A 16,784-nucleotide genomic window follows, 5' to 3' on the forward strand; every position below is an offset into this window, starting at 1 on the left:
TACATCAACAGCCCAGACCCGCACTTCACCACCTACTCCCCCCCGCTTCACTGCACGGCGCCTTTCCGATCGGCGCGCAGCACGCTCGGCTCGGCGGCGAGGATCAGCGGCAGCGGCTGCCCCGGATCGACGAGCGTGCCCGTGCGCGCGAGCCATTCGAGCCGCCCGGAGAACAGCGGCACGCCGCGCCGGTCGCCGAGCCGGCGCTTGCCGACCAGCAGATCGATCGCGCCCGCGTCGAGCAGTTCGTACAGCCGGCCGGTCATGCCGATCGTGATTTCGAGCTCGACGTCGGGATGCGCGTTGCGAAATGCCGCCAGCACGGTCGGCAGCGGACCGAGCGCGATGTCGTCCGACGAGCCGAGCCGCACGCGTCCCTTGAGGCGCGGCGCGCGAAACTGCGATTCCGCGCGCGACAGCGCCTGCAGGATCACGCTCGCATGCGCGAGCATGGCTTCGCCGTCGAGCGTCAGCGCGAGCGAATGCGTGTCGCGCACGAACAGGCGCCGGCCCACGCTCTGTTCGAGCCGCCGGACATGTTCGCTGACGCTCGACTGCGTGAGATTGAGCCGCCGCCCCGCCTCGGTGAAGCTATGGCAGGCCGCGACGGTCGAGAAGGTTTTGAGCCAGATCGGATTGAGCATGCGGCATTGTCGCGCTGCTTATCGGCAAAGTCGATAACAGTCAGCAAACCTAGTGGGGTTCCCGATTGACGGAGATGTCAATAAGATGACGGAATTCCCGCTTACCCTCTTACCCGGCTCGGGCGGCACGCTATGACCGAGATGTGACCGCGATCGCACAGGTACGCCGCGGCCCTCCCGCCACGGCGCATGCGTTCTTCCGGTCGCCGCTTCGGCCAACGCACCGGCCACTGCCGCCGCATCGCGCCGTCGAAAAATGACCAAGGATTCTTCCCACTCCGCGCTACTCTGGATCGTCGCCGCCGGCTTCTTCATGCAGTCGCTCGACACGACGATCGTCAACACCGCCCTGCCCTCGATCGCGAACAGCCTGCACGTCGCGCCGCTCGCGATGCAGCCCATCGTGGTCGCCTACACGCTGACGATGGCGATGCTCACGCCCGCCTCCGGCTGGCTCGCCGACCGCTTCGGTTCGCGCCGCGTCTACTTCGCGGCGATTCTCGTGTTCGTGCTCGGCTCGCTGTGCTGCGCGAGCGCGCATACGCTCGGCCAGCTCGTGCTCGCGCGCGTGCTGCAAGGCCTCGGCGGCTCGATGCTGCTGCCGATCGGACGGCTCGCGGTGCTGCGCAGCGTATCGGGCGAGCAGTACGTCTCGGCGCTCGCGTTCGTGTCGATCGCGGGCCAGTTGGGGCCGATCGCCGGGCCGACGCTCGGCGGCTGGTTCGTGCAGGCGATCACGTGGCACTGGATCTTCCTCATCAACGTGCCGATCGGCATCGTCGGTCTGTATGCGGTGCAGCGCTATCTGCCCTCGCACGACGCAACCAAAGCGCCGCCGTTCGACTTCATCGGCTGCATTCTGCTGTCGCTGTGCATGATCGCGTTTTCGCTCGCGATCGACGCGCCGGTGCCCTCGCATCGCGCGGCATGGTCGGCGGGCCTGTTCGCGCTGGCGGTCGCGAGCGCGCTCGCCTACATTCCGTACGCGAAGCATCGGCGCGATCCGCTCTTCAGGCTCTCGCTATTCGGCGAGCCGAATTTCAGCGTCGGGCTGATCGGCAATCTCGTCTGCCGGGTCGGTTCGAGCGCCGTGCCGTTTCTCGTGCCGCTGCTGTTGCAATTGCAACTCGGTTATTCGCCGCTGCATTCGGGCCTCATGATGTTGCCCGCGGCCCTGGCCGGCACGCTCTCCAAGCGCTGGATCGCGCCGCTCGTGCGCCGCTACGGCTACGAGACGTTCCTGCTCGTCAACACGATCATCGTCGGCTCGTCGATCGTCGCGTTCTCGCTGATTTCGCGCGGCACGCCGCTGATCGTCGAGATCGTGATCCTCGCGGTATTCGGCGCGGCCAATTCGATGCAGTTCGCGGCGATGAACAGCGTCACGCTCAAGGACCTCTCGCACGAAGACGCCGGCGCCGGCAACAGCCTGTTCTCGATGGTGCAGATGCTCGCGATCGGCCTCGGCGTATCGATCGGCGGCGGGCTCGTGAACCTGTTCTCCGCGCAATGGGGTTCGGCGGCGCTCGGCTTTCGCCTCGCGTTCGTCTGCGTGGGCGTGATTACGCTCGTGTCCGCGTGGGTCTTCCGTCACCTCGATCATCCGTCCGGCACGCCCGCGATTCGCGGCCAGGCGGCGCCAAGCACGGGGCGTTGAGCGAAGCCCATGGGCGCACGTGCGCTGACACGCGGCGGTTGAACGACTGGGTTTGCGTTGCGGGCTCGCCGGAGCATTGGCATAACGCCGAGCGCCGCATCTCGGTCGTGAGACGCGCCATGGTTGCGCGCGCCTCACGCGAGGATCGACGACCGGCCCGCAACCCGCCTCGAACCTTCGCTCTTCATTGCGAAATCACAGCGGATTCACTGAGGAATCAGCGCCGCTCCTGTCTCGCATGCCCCTGCGGATGAGCTGCCGCGTGAGCCCGTGCGGGATGCGGGTGCGGCGCATGTCCCGCTGGCCTCGGCGCCCGTGCCGGGCTCGGCGCTTCGTGCTGCTGCATCTCGTGCTGCTGAGGCTGCGGGGTCGGTGCGGGCTGCGCATTGCGCTGCGCCTCGGCCTCGCTGCGCTGCTCCGCTTCCTGCCGCATCGGCATGTCATGCGTCGTGCCGTTCGCTGCGTTCGGCTCATGCGCTCCGTTGGGACCCGGCATCGCATCGGCGGGTGGATGAGCCGCGCCTTGAGGCGGTTCGCCACGCTGGGCATGCATCTGCGCCACGGAATGCTGCGCGCCGGAAAGCGTACCCATGGCGTTCGGATGGTTCCCGCCCGCATGCGACGTCGGCCGCTCGCCGGGCTGCGCGGCGTTCGCGCCGAAATGCGGCATGGACATCGTGGCCGGATTCCCCCGAGCCGCCTGCTCGCGCATCTGCTGCGCGGCCGCATTCCCGGCAGGCGGCGCACCGCGATTGATCAGGTTGCCGACGTTGTTATTGGTCGTGCCGTAGTTGTTCGTGATCCGCGTGTTGTGGACGTTGTTGATGTTATTGACGACGGTCGTCGACTTCGAGATATAGGTCTTGTGGTCATACACCACGGCCGGCCGCTGCCAGTTGCCCCACGCGGGACCGCCCGCATGCGGTGCGCCCCAGTTCACGTCCCAGGCGTGCCAGCCCCAGTCGTGGTGGCTGAACAGCGCGCCGACGGCAATGCCTACGCCGAACGACAGCACGCCCGCCGTCACCACCGCGCCAGTGCCATAGACCGGCCGGTAGGCATAGCCCGGGTAGACGGCGGCGGTGCCGTAGACGACAGCCGGGTTGTAGACCGGCACATAGACCATGTCGGGACGGGTCGGCTCGATCACGATGGTCTGCGGCGGCGGCGGCACGATCGGCGGTCCTTCATAAATCGCCGGGCCGCTGGGCGCCGGCGTATAGGACGGCGGCGGCGCGCTCTGTGTGGTCTGTGTGACGCGCAACTGGCTGCCCGAGCTGAGATGGTTCGCCGACTTCGCACGCTGGCGCATCACCTGGATGGCGTTCAGCACGTCGTTCGGATCGTGGTAGTAGGCCTGACCGAGCGCGGTGGTCCACTCCATGTTCGACGCCATCTGCGAGAGCGTCGCCGGGAATGCCGCAAGCGCCTTGACGGACGCGTCCCACTGTTGCGCATCCGCGGCCGACGTCAGCGCGGTGCCCTTGAGCGTCGGGTTCTGTCCGAGCCATGTGTTGGCGGCCTCAATCTGGTCCGGGTAAGTCGAGCCGGCCAGCACCAGCGCGACGAGCTTGTCCGGAAACAGCGCGATCGGCGCGACCAGCTGGTAGAGCTGGTCCGCGCTCGGCGGCGTGTAGGCGACCGGCGCCGGCTGCGCGTCCGAGGCGGCGCTGGCCGCATCGGCTACGCTCGCGGCGGCCGGTTGACTCGCGGCCGGGACATTGTCGTTGCTGTCATTACTCTTCTGGTTGCAGGCACTTAGACCGAGTAGTGCAATCACGAGTGACGACGCGACGAGTGTTCGGGCATGGCGATCATAAAACGGCAAAGTTTTTTTCATGACATTGTCCTTATCGGCGTGTTGATTTGGCGTGTTGATCTGGAATGGTCGTATTGACAGTAACGACCTTTGAACCGGCTTCGTGCACTTCTCCCGTCGGTCTTTATGTAACAGTCTGTGCGCGCCGCGCGGCACGATCGCCGGGGAAACGCCCGGACCGGTAACGGTCAGACGAGCGGTGCCTTCAGGCGGAGCTGGCCCACCCCCGTGTTTGAACTCGAGCCATCCGGTAACAAAAATACCGCCCGTCGATAGCGGGTGAAACATCGTTTTTTCCGAAACCGGATTGCCCGACCGGAATGGCGATTATCGATAATATTTATTCGCCAGTTTTTAATATTTTAAAAAACAGCATTAAAGATTAATCGGGATTTTTTGCTTGACGCGTATAGCATGCACTGCCACTATAAAATTACGCTAATAGCCGTTTTTTCACGAGTCAAGAAAAAACGATTTGATACATCTATTTACGATTTCGGGAAAGGTAAACGCACTACCGGCGTGCGAGGTCCGCCATGTTTCCTGGCCTGAACGAAACCCATCACGACGCAACAGACCGGATGCAAGCCGCAACGAGCAACGCTTCGAGCCAATCCGCGAAAACGTGCAGGCGACGGGAGAGTTGCTGCCGCTGCGGGTAAAGCAACATCATGGGCATGGGCGCTGCACGATACGCACCGAGAATTTCCACGAGTTCGCCCGTCCGCAAATGCGCTTGCACGTCATAGGCAGGAATCTGAATGAGACCGACACCCGACAGGCAGCACGCGATATACGCTTCCGCACTATTGACGCTGACCCGGCACCTGAGCGGCATCGCCCGCCTCACGCCGCCTTCCATCCATTCCCATGACGCAACCTGCGCGCTGGACCGCGAGGTGTAGCCCACCATCCAGTGATCGTCGAGATCCTCGGGACGCTCGGGCACACCATGACGCCGCAGATAGGCCGGACTCGCCACATTGATGAGCGCCAGGTCACCCACGCTGCGCGCGGACAGCGCTGAGTTATGCGCAGAATTGGGCGGCGTACCGACCCGCAGCACGCAATCGACTCGCTCCTCGACCAGGTCGATGACGCGATCCGTCATGCCGATCTCGATATCGATCTGCGGATATCGCTCGAGGAAGCCGGGCAGCGCCGGCGCAACGATCAGACGGCCGATGCGCGCGGGCATGTCCACGCGCAACTTGCCGCTGGGCGTGCTGCGCGTCTGGCGGAACAGATTTTCCGTGTCCTCCATGTCGGCGATCAGATGCAGGCAACGCTCGTATAAGGCCGAGCCATCGAGCGTGGCCGACACCTTGCGCGTCGTCCGGTGCAGCAGGCGCGTGCCGAGACGGCCCTCGAGCTCCTGGATGGCAGCGGACACGGAAGAACGCGGCATCGCCAGGGTGTCGGCGGCTCGCGTGAAATTGGCGCACTCCACGACGCGGGCAAAGATACGGAGCAGGTCGATTCGGTCCATAGGCGTATTCGCAGACGAGCGGCAGACGAGCGTCGCTCGCCTGAACAGGTGACGCTGGCGCGTGCAATTGGTCGGTATTTCTGTTCAGTCCTGTCAGAACCAAGGGCTTTATCTGTTTTTTAAGGACTATATCATCGGTGAATCACGCGGTTGCATGTCGCACACCGCACAACTTCGACGGAGACACGATATGGCAGACCACAGCATTGCAGGCAAAACCGTCCTGATCGCAGGCGGAGCGAAGAACCTCGGTGGGTTGATTGCACGCGATCTGGCCAAACATGGCGCGAAAGCGGTGGCCGTCCATTACAACAGCGCGAGCACCAAGGCCGATGCCGACAGCACGGTCGCCGCGATCCAGGCGGCCGGCGCACAGGCTGTTGCATTCCAGGCGAACCTCACGCAGGCGAGCGCGATGGAGAAGTTATTCGCCGACGTCGTTGCCGCCGTGGGCCGCCCCGACATCGCGATCAACACGGTCGGCAAGGTGCTGAAGAAGCCCTTCACGGAAATCAGCGAAGCGGAATACGACGAGATGAGCGCCGTGAACGCCAAGTCGGCGTTCTTCTTTCTGCGCGAGGCCGGCAAGCACGTCGCCGACAACGGCAAGATCGTCACCCTCGTCACTTCGCTGCTCGGCGCGTTCACGCCGTTCTATGCGGCCTATGCCGGCACCAAGGCGCCCGTCGAGCACTTCACCCGCGCGGCGGCGAAGGAGTTCGGCGAGCGCGGCATTTCGGTGACGGCGGTCGGCCCGGGTCCAATGGACACGCCGTTCTTCTATCCGGCGGAAGGCGCGGATGCGGTGGAGTATCACAAGAGCGCGGCGGCGCTGTCGAAATTCTCCCGAACCGGGCTCACCGATATCGGCGACGTCGTGCCCTTCATCCGTCATCTGGTCAGCGACGGATGGTGGATCACGGGGCAGACGATTCTGATCAACGGCGGTTATACGACCAAATAAGCGCTTCGACCGGCGCGCTTCGCCGCTGCGGCATGCTTGACACCCGAGCATGCCTTTTGACCCGTTCATGCCGGTTTCTCATCCATTATGCGCAACGGGTGTCACTTTCGCGCGTCAGCGTGTGAAATCGGACAGACTTTCGAGTTAGCATGTCGGGCATCACGGATATCTGCAAGGAATTCAGATGCCATTTGACGAGCGCATGCTCAACGGCATGGGCGTGCTGACGGCGATCGTCGATTGCGGCAGTTTCGCAGCCGCCGGTGAAGCGCTCGACATGTCGCAATCGGGCGTGAGCCGTTCGGTTGCGCGGCTCGAAGCGCGCCTCGGCATCCGGCTCTTCGATCGCACCACGCGCTCGGTCACGCTGACCGACGAAGGCCGGCGCTTCTACGAACAGATCGTGCCGCTGCTGAGCGGCCTCGAGGAAGCGGCGGCATCGGCCGCTCAAGGCGCGACCGCCGTGCGCGGCCGGCTGCGCGTCAACATGGACCCGTTCTTCTCGCGACTCGTGCTGGGGCCGAGGCTCGGCAGCTTCGTCGACAAGCATCACGATCTGCAGCTCGAACTCGTGACGCGCGACCAGCTCGGCGATATGGTCGCCGATGGCTTCGATCTCGCGATCCGCTTCGGCGAGCCGCTCATCTCGACGCTCGTCGCGCGCAAGCTGCTCGACACGCGCATTCTGACCGTGGCCGCGCCGTCGTATCTGAAGAAGCATGGGCAGCCCGCGAGCCCGACCGAACTCGAAAGCGGCAAGCATGTGTGCATCAAGTTTCGCGATCCGTCGACGGGCTATCCGTTCACGTGGGCATTCCATCGCGGCCGCAGGAAGCTCGTGATTACGCCGCAAGGACGCCTGACCGTCAACGACGTGGGGACCTTGCATAGCACCTGCGTCGCGGGCCAGGGCATCGCGCAGATTCCCGGGCTCGGGGCGGAATCGCTGCTCGCGAGTGGCAAGCTCGTCGATCTGTTTCCGGACTGGGGCGACGCGGTGTATCCGCTATATGCGCTGTATCCGTCGCGGCATCATCCGCCGGCCAAGGTGCGCGCGTTCCTCGATTTCATCGTTTCGCTGACCGGCGGTGCGCCGCGTGAAGCGGCGGCCTGACACGACAGCGGTGCCGGGCGTGCACCGATCAGTGCGAGGTCGAGCGCGATTTTTCTGCTAAGCATTCCTTGCTTAGCAAACGCGTATTTGTTGCTTGGCCCTATCCGTGCCGCTGATTACGATAAAGGCGTTCCGTCATCGCAGCAGAGGGGATTCGCCATGTCAGAGCATGCCTGTTTCAGACCGCGCGTGATCGAGCCTGTTCTCGACAATCAGCCGGACGGCCTCGGGCTTGCCGTGGAGTTATGGCTCGCGCAACCGATCGACGGCATCGCGGGCCGTGCCGTGCAGATTCATCTGCGAGGCGACGCGAAGATGGAACAGGCCGAGACGCTACGCGATCTGTTGCATGCGTGGGGGATGCGGCTTGTTGTGAGTTGAGGGTATTTTGTTTCTGTTGGTTTTGTACGCACGGGCGTATGGGTTTATTGTGTCATGGCACCATCCTTGATGGCGTGTGTTACAGGTAGCCACAGGACTTCTCTGAGTCTCGACATAGCCAAGTCTTTCTCTACCGATTGTCAAACTTTGACAATCGGCGCCATCCCGAAATTCGCGCTTGCTATATTCCTCCGACGATTTAATGGATGAACTATAAGTACTACCTATAATTATGGCGTTCACACCTATCTCTCTCCGTCTGAACTCTTCTTTCTGGTCTTTCTGGACGAGGCATCGCAACAACTGGGCGTCGATGATCTCGTGAGCGTTTCGGCAATTCTCGCCGGCTGGCCGTTCCTGCCAACACGGCGCAAACCAATAGGCACAACGAAAGGCACATCGATCGCATCGCGTGTTTCTCGCCGGCATCTGGACTACGAGATCAAGTTTCGTATACTTCCGACGCTCACATTGCAAAGCGTACGCAAACTGAAAATCCTCTTCACAAACAATCTCGGTGTATTCGTAGGGCGATCAATCCCAGTCATCGGAGAAGTGTTTCTCGCCTACGATGCGACAACCATTACCTACAAAAGTATCAGACACTACAACCTGCTCGTGAAACCGGAAGACCGGGTGTACTAATGGACCATCAACGGCTGGGCGCCATCGAAGAATTCGTGCGCGCACGAACCGGAATCTCGCAGCGCAAGCAGATTACCGCTCAAACGAAGCTCACGGACGACCTGGACCTGACAGGCATTGAAGCCGAGACGTTCATGAAGAAGTTTTTCGACGCCTTCAACGTCGACGTCGGCGACTTCAGCTTCGATCGCTACTTCGTGAACGAAGGGTCCGGCCTCATCCTCTCGCTCGTCACCGTGCTCTTCAGGAAAAAGCACGGCGCACTTGAACGCGTGCCGATCACGGTCGGCATGCTCGCCGATGCCGCAGCGCTCGGCAGATGGGATTCGGCCTCGCTGGAAGGAAGGCACGACTCATAAAGCGAGCGATAGGTTCGCCAGGTCGTGCATCCGCATCGTGACATGCCCGAAGGCAAAGCCTGAGCGCAAACTCCACTCGCAATAAACACCAAGCCCCGGCCAGTCGCAAGACCAGCCAGGGCTTTGGATTGAAACGAAACGGCGCAGCAACAGAATCAGGCGGACCCTCAGGCGGATCCAACCCGCCACACCATCAAACCCTCACCGAAGGCGGCACATAGCGGCACTCGTAACGCTTTCTGACAGTGCCGTTCTCATCGACGCTTTCGAGGTACACGTCGAACTGCCACAGCCGCGCCATGTGCTTGAGCACTTCATCGCTATCGGACGACAGATGCCGGTTGTCGCTCATGAAGTGCCGCAGCGTCAGGCTGCGATCGCCGCGCGTATTGACCGCCCACACCTGAATGTTCGGCTCGCGGTGATGCATGTCGTACTGCCGCGACAACGCCTGGCGCACGTACTGATAGCCACTGTCGTCGTGAATCGCCGAGACTTCGAGCGCATCGCGCATGTCGTCGTCGAGCACCGAGAACAGGCGCATTTCGCGGATCAGGTGCGGCGACAGATACTGCGCGACGAAGCTCTCGTCCTTGAAGTTGCGCATCGCGTAATGCATCGCGGGCAGCCACGGACTGCCGGCCAACTCCGGAAACCACTTGCGGTCTTCCTCGCTCGGCGCCTCGCAGATGCGGCGAATGTCGCTCATCATCGAAAAGCCGAGCGCATACGGATTGATGCCGCTGTAGTACGGCTTCGTGACCGGCGGCTGATAGACGACGTTGCTGTGCGAATGGAGAAACTCCATCATGAAGCCGTCTTCGAGCTTGCCCTGGTTGTACATCGTATTGAGCAGCGTGTAGTGCCAGAACGTCGCCCAGCCTTCGTTCATGACCTGGGTCTGCCGCTGCGGATAGAAGTACTGGCCGATCTTGCGCACGATGCGAATCACTTCGCGCTCCCACGGTTCGAGCAGCGGCGCGTTTTTCTCCGCGAAATACAGCAGGTTTTCCTGCGGCTCGGGCGGAAAGCGCTCCTCGACTTCCTCGGGCAACGGCGTATGCCGCGTCGGCAGCGTGCGCCACAACTCGTTGACCTGCGATTGCAGATACGCCTCGCGTTCGCGGCGCGCGGCGAATTCCCGTTCGAGCGACAGTTTCTGCGGGCGCTTGTAGCGGTCCACGCCATAGTTCATCAGCGCATGGCACGAATCGAGCAGTTCCTCGACACGGTCGAGCCCAAAGCGTTCCTCGCACTCGGCAATGTAATTCTTCGCATAGACGAGGTAGTCGATGATCGCGTGGGCATCGGTCCAGAGCTTGAACAGATAGTTGCCCTTGAAGAACGAGTTGTGCCCGTAGGCCGCATGCGCGATGACGAGCGCCTGCATCGTCATCGTGTTCTCTTCCATCAGATACGCGATGCAGGGGTTCGAGTTGATGACGATTTCATACGCGAGCCCCATCTGTCCACGACGGTAGCTTTTTTCGGTGGCAAGAAAGTGTTTGCCGAACGACCAGTGACGGTAGTTCACGGGCATGCCGACGGACGCGTACGCGTCCATCATCTGTTCGGCGCTGATGAGTTCGAGCTGGATCGGATACACGTCGAGCTCATATTGCTCCGCAACACGGGCAATATGCGAGTCGTACTCTTCGATCAATTCGAAGGTCCAGTCGGACGGGCACGGCAGAGGCCTTCTATCGGCTACGTTCATACGGACTTCCCTTTGCCCTCGCGGGGCGTTCCGGCGTGTCCCGTGCTGCAGCATGGCAGACTGCTCCGGCTCGGACGGCTACCGTTCCGCCCTCGCCTCGGCATGCCCCCATTGTGACCGCGGCACGCCTTGTGCGTCGCGGCGCCCTTTCATACGACCTGTGCTGAATCTTGTCGCAGGAGTGCGCGCCGCGCGCTTCATCGATCAGGTGCTTTCTCGCAACGGGCGTTCCGTCACGAAGTCGCCGCCTGCTTCTCGAACAGCTCGCGAAACACCGGATAGATATCGGCTGCGGTTTCCACCTTTTTCATCGCCATATGCGGCTGGGTCAGGGCCAGTTGCGCATATTCGAGCCACAGGTTCTGCTCTTCGGGCGTCACCTGAATATACGCAAAATACCGCACCTTCTCCAGGATGTCATCCGCGAGTATCTTGCGGCACTTCGGAGAATCGTCGGTCCAGTTGTCGCCGTCCGACGCCTGCGCCCCGTAAATATTCCATTCAGTCGGCGAATAGCGCTCCTCCATGACTTTGCGCATCAGTTCGAGCGCGCTCGACACCACCGTGCCGCCGCTTTCGGTCGAGTGAAAGAACGTGTCTTCGTCGACTTCCTCGGCACGCGTGTGATGGCGAATGAACACGACCTCGATGCGCTCGTAATTGCGCTTGAGAAACAGGTACAGCAGGATGAAAAAGCGCTTGGCGAGGTCCTTGCGCTGCTCGTCCATCGAGCCGGACACATCCATCAGACAGAACATCACGGCCTGACTCGACGGCGTGGGCTGCTTCACGCGATTCACGTAGCGCAGATCGAACGGGTCGATGAACGGAATTCGCCAGATGCGTCCCTTCAAATGGTGGATGTCGTCTTCGAGCAGCTTGATCTCTTCGCGGCGATCGGCGGGATCGGCCTTCAGCTCTTCGAGTTGCCGCTCCATCTCGCGCAACTGGTTGACAAGCGGCGCACCGAGCGCGATGCGCCGGCCCAGCGCACTGCGCAACGAGCGGACCACGTCGATATTGTTCGGCGTGCCTTCGGCGGCCCAGCCCGCGCGGATGCTTTTCCACGTCGGCACGGCCATCAGATGGGTTTTGACGAGACGCGGCAGTTCGAGGTCGTCGAAGAAGTACTGCATGAATTCTTCGCGGCTCAACTCGAACACGAAGTCATCCTGACCTTCGCCTTCGTTGCTGGCCTGGCTACCGCCACCGCTACCCCCACCGCCTTGCGGACGCTGGATCTTGTCGCCACGGATATAGTCCGAATTGCCGGGGTGCACCATTTCGCGCTTGCCGCCGGGGCCATGACGGAACGACGGTTCCGCGATGTCCTTGCGCGGAATGGTGATGCTCTGGGTGTTTTGAATGTCCTTGATGCTGCGGTCGCGCACGGCCTCCGAAACCGCGCGGCGAATGTAGTTCTTGACGCGGCGCAAAAAACGCTCGCGATTCGCAATACTTTTGTTCTTGCCTGCCAACCTGCGGTCGATAATTTGATGAAGCACGCCCGGTCTCCCGTCCCATGCAGCCGCGATCTCCTGCAGCCGCACTCATATTTCGGGTGCGCGAAACGCCCGCCGCGCAGTGCAACGCTATGCGGCTTGCGCCTCGCCGGTTGCCCGTACGGTTAAACCGTACGGGCGGCACACCATCGGTATCACGCGCGCATCATGACGACTTGCGCACGCGCAGATACCAGTCACACAGCAAGCGCACCTGCTTCGGCGTATAGCCCTTCGCCACCATGCGATTGACGAAGTCTTCGTGCTTGCGCTGCTCTTCCGCCGAGCCCTTCGCGTTGAACGAGATCACCGGCAACAACTCTTCCGTGTTCGAGAACATTTTCTTTTCGATCACGACGCGCAGCTTTTCGTAGCTGATCCACGCGGGGTTCTTGCCCGCATTCGCGGCCCGCGCGCGCAGCACGAAGTTCACGATCTCGTTGCGGAAGTCCTTCGGATTGCTGATGCCCGCGGGCTTCTCGATCTTCTCGAGCTCGGCGTTCAACGCAGCGCGGTCGAAGCTCTCGCCCGTGTCGTGATCGCGGAACTCCTGGTCCTGAATCCAGAAGTCCGCATAGGTCACGTAGCGGTCGAAAATATTCTGGCCGTATTCCGAGTACGACTCCAGGTACGCGGTCTGGATCTCCTTGCCGATGAATTCGGCATAGCGCGACGCGAGCACGTCCTTGATGAAGGACAGATACTTCTGCTCGGTTTCCGGCGGGAACTGCTCGCGCTCGATCTGCTGTTCGAGCACGTACATCAGATGCACCGGATTGGCCGCGACCTCGGTCGAGTCGAAGTTGAACACACGCGACAGAATCTTGAACGCGAAGCGGGTCGACACGCCGGTCATGCCTTCGTCGACGCCGGCAAAGTCGCGATACTCCTGGTACGACTTGGCCTTTGGGTCCGTGTCCTTCAGATTCTCGCCGTCATAGACCTGCATCTTCGAGAAGAGGCTCGAATTCTCGGGCTCCTGCAAGCGCGTGAGCACCGACATCTGCGCCATCATCTTCAGCGTGCCTGGCGCGCACACCGCATTCGCGAGCGAGGAGTTGCGCAGCAGCTTCTCGTAGATCTTGACCTCTTCGCTATAGCGCAGGCAGTACGGCACCTTCACGACGAAGATCCGGTCGAGCAGCGCCTCGTTGTTGCGGTTGTTGCGGAACGCCTTCCACTCCGACTCGTTCGAGTGCGCGAGGATGATGCCGTCGAACGGAATCGCGCCGAAGCCTTCCGTGCCCTTGAAGTTGCCTTCCTGGGTCGCGGTGAGCAGCGGGTGCAGCACCTTGATCGGCGCCTTGAACATTTCGACGAATTCGAGCAGGCCCTGATTCGCGAGGCACAGGCCGCCCGAGTAGCTGTAGGCGTCGGCGTCGTCCTGCGCGTACTGTTCGAGCTTGCGGATATCGACCTTGCCGACCAGCGACGAGATGTCCTGATTGTTCTCGTCGCCCGGTTCGGTCTTGGCGATGCCGACCTGGCGAAGGATGGAAGGATAGCGGCGCACCACGCGGAACTTGCGGATGTCGCCGTTGTACTCGTGCAGGCGCTTGACCGCCCACGGACTGAGGATGCTTTTCAGGTAGCGGCGTGGAATGCCGTATTGTTCTTCGAGGATCGGGCCGTCTTCCTCGTAATCGAACAGACCGAGCGGCGACTCGTTCACGGGCGAGCCCTTGATCGAGTAGAACGGCACGCGCTCCATGAGTTGCTTCAGACGTTCCGCAATCGACGACTTGCCGCCGCCGACCGGGCCTAACAGATACAGGATCTGCTTCTTTTCTTCGAGCCCCTGGGCCGAGTGCCGGAAGTAGGCGACCACCTGCTCGATCACCTCTTCCATTCCGTAGAACTCACGGAATGCGGGGTATACCTTGATGACCTTGTTCGCGAAGATACGCGATAAACGCGGATCGTTGCGCGTGTCGATCTGTTCCGGCTCCCCGATTGCCGTCAACATGCGTTCGCCAGCAGTGGCGTACGCGGCGGGATTGTCTTTGCAGAGCGCGAGATACTCCTCGAGCGAGAGTTCGTCCTCCCGTGTTTTCTCGAAGCGGGTCGCGAAACTGCTGTAGATATCCATGCTACCTCCTCGCCGAAGTCTGGAGCGAAGTCGTGCGCGGCGCGCTATTCGGAAACGACATCGCTCGAATTCATCCTAAACCCTTTTAAATTTTTTTTCACGGACTACGTTACGAAAATCGCACCATAACCGCTTCCTGCCAATCCTCACTTGGAAACCCGGTTTCAAGCACCTACAATTTCCCACTCATGTTGCAGCGCTCATGATGTTGCGATGACGTTGACGCCATCGCCGCCCGCACCACGTCACCGCCTCACCTCGCTACGCCCTCACTGCTCCTTCCGCTCCACTGCTGCTTTATTCAGCAACGCATCGCCGGTTGGCGCTATTGCGCGGCTTCATTGTGCCGCCGCATCGCGTGACCTGCGTCACCTGAGTCACGGCTTCCACGTCATCGCACCGCAGCCGCAGCGTGCCGTTGCACATCGCGTTCCCGCACTGTCGCGTCGTCAGGCATCGGCTGTCCGCTCATGCGCATTTCATCTCTAAAGCCCCGATGTCATGATGCTGCGTGACGGCTTTCCATCTCAACGCACGACCCGAACGCGCGGTCTACACGCATGTACAGTTGTTACATGTCCGTTGCACGCTTAGCGCACCTTCACGCGATTCGTCCGCGCGCGATGGCTTTTGGTTCCGCGCGTTGCACGCATGAGTCACGCATCGTTGCGTGAAGCGTCCGTATGACTGGTTCACGGCGGCAAACCACGACGCCTTCATAGGTGTATACGGAAAGACCCACGCAAAGTTGCAACGACCTCGCGCAGACCATTAACGATTTAGATGCCGCGCGAAGCGCGTGGCGTCGTGAAAAACAGAACGGCCGCCCTCGGGCAGCCGTTTGCATGATGCTTCGTCAGCGGTGGTGACAGGCGCGGGCGCGCCGCTGCGGTGTGTTCGCTCAGGTCAGCTCGATTTCCACTTCGCCGAGGCCGTCGATATGGCCGCGCACGATGCCCGGCTCGCCGACCTTGTGCGCGCCGACGTACGAACCGGTGGTGATCGTCCAGCCGGGTTCGATCGTGATACCCATTGCAGCGCAATGGTTGACGAACCACACGAGCAGCTCGCGCGGATCGCCGGCCGGATTGCCGGTCGCTTCCGGCACGAGCGAGCGGCCGTTGACGCTGAGTTCGAGCTCCGGCGAGACGAAATCGAAGCTGCGCGCGAGGCCCGCATACGCGACCGGATGCCCGGTGATCAGCGCGCCGTTGTTCTGCGCGTCGGCCAGTTGCGCGAGCGGCGCGACGTTGGGCCACTCGGCGAAGCGGCTGTCGACGATCTCGATCGCGGGCAGCGCGACGCCAAGCTTCGCGAGCACCTCGTTGCGCGCATACGCGTCGTTGCGCGGCTCGATCGTCTCGTCGAAACGAAACGCGATTTCGAGTTCGAGCAGCACGCGGAAGAACCCGTCATGCGCGAGCCGCGCCGGCGACGGCACCGCGAGCGACGCCGGAATCGGCGCGCCCGACGCGGCGCCGCCCGGCGTTTTCGCGCCGATCTTCCACGCGCCGGTCGACTCGCCGAGGCCCGCGATGACCGCCTGCTGGATCGCATAGGCGGTCGCCGCATCGGGCGGCAGGCTGTCGGGTGCGGGCGCATCGATCGGGCGATGCTGCCGGCGTGCCTCGACGAGGCGTTGCACAAGATCGTATCGCGTCATGTCGGTCCTTTCTGGCTGGCGCATGGAACGGTTCATCGGGGCGTCGCGACGGGATCGCGCTCGGGGGCAAGCCACGTGGGGCGCCGGCCAGCGCCGGCTCGGGTCGTGGCCGTGCCCGTCAATGTACCGGATCGCGGCGCGCGCCGGGGAGAGCCCGAGTCACGCAAACGTCAATTCACGCGCGTGTCATAAAAAAGACCGCGGATGCGGGCGCATGCGCGGTCTTGGATCCGTGGATTGTCATCGGCGTGGCCCGTCGTCGTCCCGCCGCGCGGAACGCGCGGGAATGCGCAGAAAGAGGCTGTCCGGGGCGAGTTAGTCGGGAATGAATGTTGCGATATGGCTGCGCTGGCGCCGCGTTGCCCTGGAACAGATGGAAGCGCGGAAAGCCAAAGCCGACGCGCGCTTCGCCAGCGGGCACGTCACGTCAGAACGTTTCCCAATCCTGATCGCCGCCGGCGCTCGCGGCAGCCTGAGTGGACGCCCGCACAGGCGCGGCCATCGCCAGCGGCGCTTCGGATGCCATCGCGGACGTCATCGCCGCCGAAGCCTTGCCCGGCAGGGCAGCAGGCGCACCGGCATGCATGAGCTTGCGTGCGCGAACGGTATTGGACAAACCCGCCGACGCCCCCGCCGGCATCGCGCGCCTCGGGGCGCGGGCGGTCTGCACGCGCTGCGGGTGCTGCCCGCCGACATCGACCGGGAACACCGCCACGGCCGTGGGAAGGGGCGCCGCTTGCT

General features: G+C 62.4%; 11 protein-coding genes and 3 pseudogenes. 6 read left to right on the forward strand and 8 right to left on the reverse strand.

Going from position 1 to position 16,784, the window contains the following annotated elements:
* Nucleotides 1-71: 71 nt before the first annotated feature.
* A pseudogene (locus GXB81_RS27310) lies at nucleotides 72-644 on the reverse strand (LysR family transcriptional regulator); the annotation flags it as partial.
* Nucleotides 645-849: 205 nt separating this feature from the next.
* Here GXB81_RS27310 and GXB81_RS27315 point away from each other — a divergent pair.
* A pseudogene (locus GXB81_RS27315) lies at nucleotides 850-2,301 on the forward strand (DHA2 family efflux MFS transporter permease subunit); the annotation flags it as partial.
* Between the two features lie 217 nt (nucleotides 2,302-2,518).
* Here GXB81_RS27315 and GXB81_RS27320 read toward each other — a convergent pair.
* Complete coding sequence (locus GXB81_RS27320) at nucleotides 2,519-4,141, reverse strand: DUF3300 domain-containing protein (RefSeq protein WP_205990825.1); 1,623 nt, start codon at nucleotides 4,139-4,141, stop codon at nucleotides 2,519-2,521.
* A 541-nt stretch (nucleotides 4,142-4,682) separates the two neighbouring features.
* Nucleotides 4,683-5,609: a LysR family transcriptional regulator gene (locus GXB81_RS27325; RefSeq protein WP_205990826.1), complete on the reverse strand. Its 927-nt coding sequence runs from the start codon at nucleotides 5,607-5,609 to the stop codon at nucleotides 4,683-4,685.
* Between the two features lie 190 nt (nucleotides 5,610-5,799).
* Here GXB81_RS27325 and GXB81_RS27330 point away from each other — a divergent pair, with 190 nt between their 5' ends.
* The 5 genes from GXB81_RS27330 (at nucleotide 5,800) to GXB81_RS27345 (ending at nucleotide 9,072) form a co-directional block, all read left to right on the forward strand.
* Entirely contained in the window at nucleotides 5,800-6,573 is a 774-nt protein-coding gene (locus tag GXB81_RS27330; protein ID WP_167045918.1) for an SDR family oxidoreductase, read from the forward strand.
* Nucleotides 6,574-6,757: 184 nt separating this feature from the next.
* Nucleotides 6,758-7,687, forward strand: a complete 930-nt coding sequence (locus tag GXB81_RS27335) for a LysR family transcriptional regulator (RefSeq protein ID WP_167284019.1) — start codon at nucleotides 6,758-6,760, stop codon at nucleotides 7,685-7,687.
* 159 nt (nucleotides 7,688-7,846) lie between these two features.
* Nucleotides 7,847-8,068: a hypothetical protein gene (locus GXB81_RS27340; RefSeq protein WP_167045924.1), complete on the forward strand. Its 222-nt coding sequence runs from the start codon at nucleotides 7,847-7,849 to the stop codon at nucleotides 8,066-8,068.
* A 213-nt stretch (nucleotides 8,069-8,281) separates the two neighbouring features.
* Nucleotides 8,282-8,713 carry an STM2901 family protein gene (locus GXB81_RS31935; RefSeq protein WP_346777822.1) on the forward strand — a complete coding sequence of 144 codons (432 nt, stop codon included), beginning with the start codon at nucleotides 8,282-8,284 and terminating at the stop codon, nucleotides 8,711-8,713.
* Nucleotides 8,713-9,072, forward strand: a complete 360-nt coding sequence (locus tag GXB81_RS27345) for a DUF1493 family protein (RefSeq protein WP_167045927.1) — start codon at nucleotides 8,713-8,715, stop codon at nucleotides 9,070-9,072. The genes GXB81_RS31935 and GXB81_RS27345 overlap by 1 nt, the downstream gene beginning before the upstream one ends.
* Before the next feature lie 193 nt (nucleotides 9,073-9,265).
* On the opposite strand, the gene GXB81_RS27350 is transcribed toward GXB81_RS27345, so the two are convergent.
* The 5 genes and pseudogenes from GXB81_RS27350 to GXB81_RS27370 form a co-directional block, all read right to left on the reverse strand.
* Nucleotides 9,266-10,789, reverse strand: coding sequence for a SpoVR family protein (locus GXB81_RS27350; RefSeq protein ID WP_167045930.1), 1,524 nt, complete (start codon nucleotides 10,787-10,789; stop codon nucleotides 9,266-9,268).
* A 233-nt stretch (nucleotides 10,790-11,022) separates the two neighbouring features.
* Complete coding sequence (locus tag GXB81_RS27355) at nucleotides 11,023-12,294, reverse strand: YeaH/YhbH family protein (RefSeq protein ID WP_167045933.1); 1,272 nt, start codon at nucleotides 12,292-12,294, stop codon at nucleotides 11,023-11,025.
* Between the two features lie 163 nt (nucleotides 12,295-12,457).
* Nucleotides 12,458-14,380 carry a PrkA family serine protein kinase gene (locus GXB81_RS27360; RefSeq protein WP_167045936.1) on the reverse strand — a complete coding sequence of 641 codons (1,923 nt, stop codon included), beginning with the start codon at nucleotides 14,378-14,380 and terminating at the stop codon, nucleotides 12,458-12,460.
* Nucleotides 14,381-15,281: 901 nt separating this feature from the next.
* Entirely contained in the window at nucleotides 15,282-16,043 is a 762-nt protein-coding gene (locus GXB81_RS27365; RefSeq protein WP_167045939.1) for a hydratase, read from the reverse strand.
* Between the two features lie 427 nt (nucleotides 16,044-16,470).
* Nucleotides 16,471-16,784 (reverse strand): annotated as a pseudogene (locus tag GXB81_RS27370) (hypothetical protein); the annotation flags it as partial.

Origin of the sequence: Paraburkholderia sp. Ac-20336 (genome assembly GCF_017105025.1) — a bacterium.
Taxonomy (GTDB): domain Bacteria; phylum Pseudomonadota; class Gammaproteobacteria; order Burkholderiales; family Burkholderiaceae; genus Paraburkholderia.

Excerpts from the sequence above, each read along its gene's own strand:
- GXB81_RS27345 (WP_167045927.1), top strand. The coding sequence starts at position 8,713 with ATGGACCATCAACGGCTGGGCGCCATCGAAGAATTCGTGCGCGCACGA.
- GXB81_RS27350 (WP_167045930.1), bottom strand. The coding sequence starts at position 10,789 with ATGAACGTAGCCGATAGAAGGCCTCTGCCGTGCCCGTCCGACTGGACC.
- GXB81_RS27340 (WP_167045924.1), top strand. The coding sequence starts at position 7,847 with ATGTCAGAGCATGCCTGTTTCAGACCGCGCGTGATCGAGCCTGTTCTC.
- GXB81_RS27325 (WP_205990826.1), bottom strand. The coding sequence starts at position 5,609 with ATGGACCGAATCGACCTGCTCCGTATCTTTGCCCGCGTCGTGGAGTGC.
- GXB81_RS27335 (WP_167284019.1), top strand. The coding sequence starts at position 6,758 with ATGCCATTTGACGAGCGCATGCTCAACGGCATGGGCGTGCTGACGGCG.
- GXB81_RS27320 (WP_205990825.1), bottom strand. The coding sequence starts at position 4,141 with ATGAAAAAAACTTTGCCGTTTTATGATCGCCATGCCCGAACACTCGTC.
- GXB81_RS27365 (WP_167045939.1), bottom strand. The coding sequence starts at position 16,043 with ATGACGCGATACGATCTTGTGCAACGCCTCGTCGAGGCACGCCGGCAG.
- GXB81_RS27330 (WP_167045918.1), top strand. The coding sequence starts at position 5,800 with ATGGCAGACCACAGCATTGCAGGCAAAACCGTCCTGATCGCAGGCGGA.
- GXB81_RS27360 (WP_167045936.1), bottom strand. The coding sequence starts at position 14,380 with ATGGATATCTACAGCAGTTTCGCGACCCGCTTCGAGAAAACACGGGAG.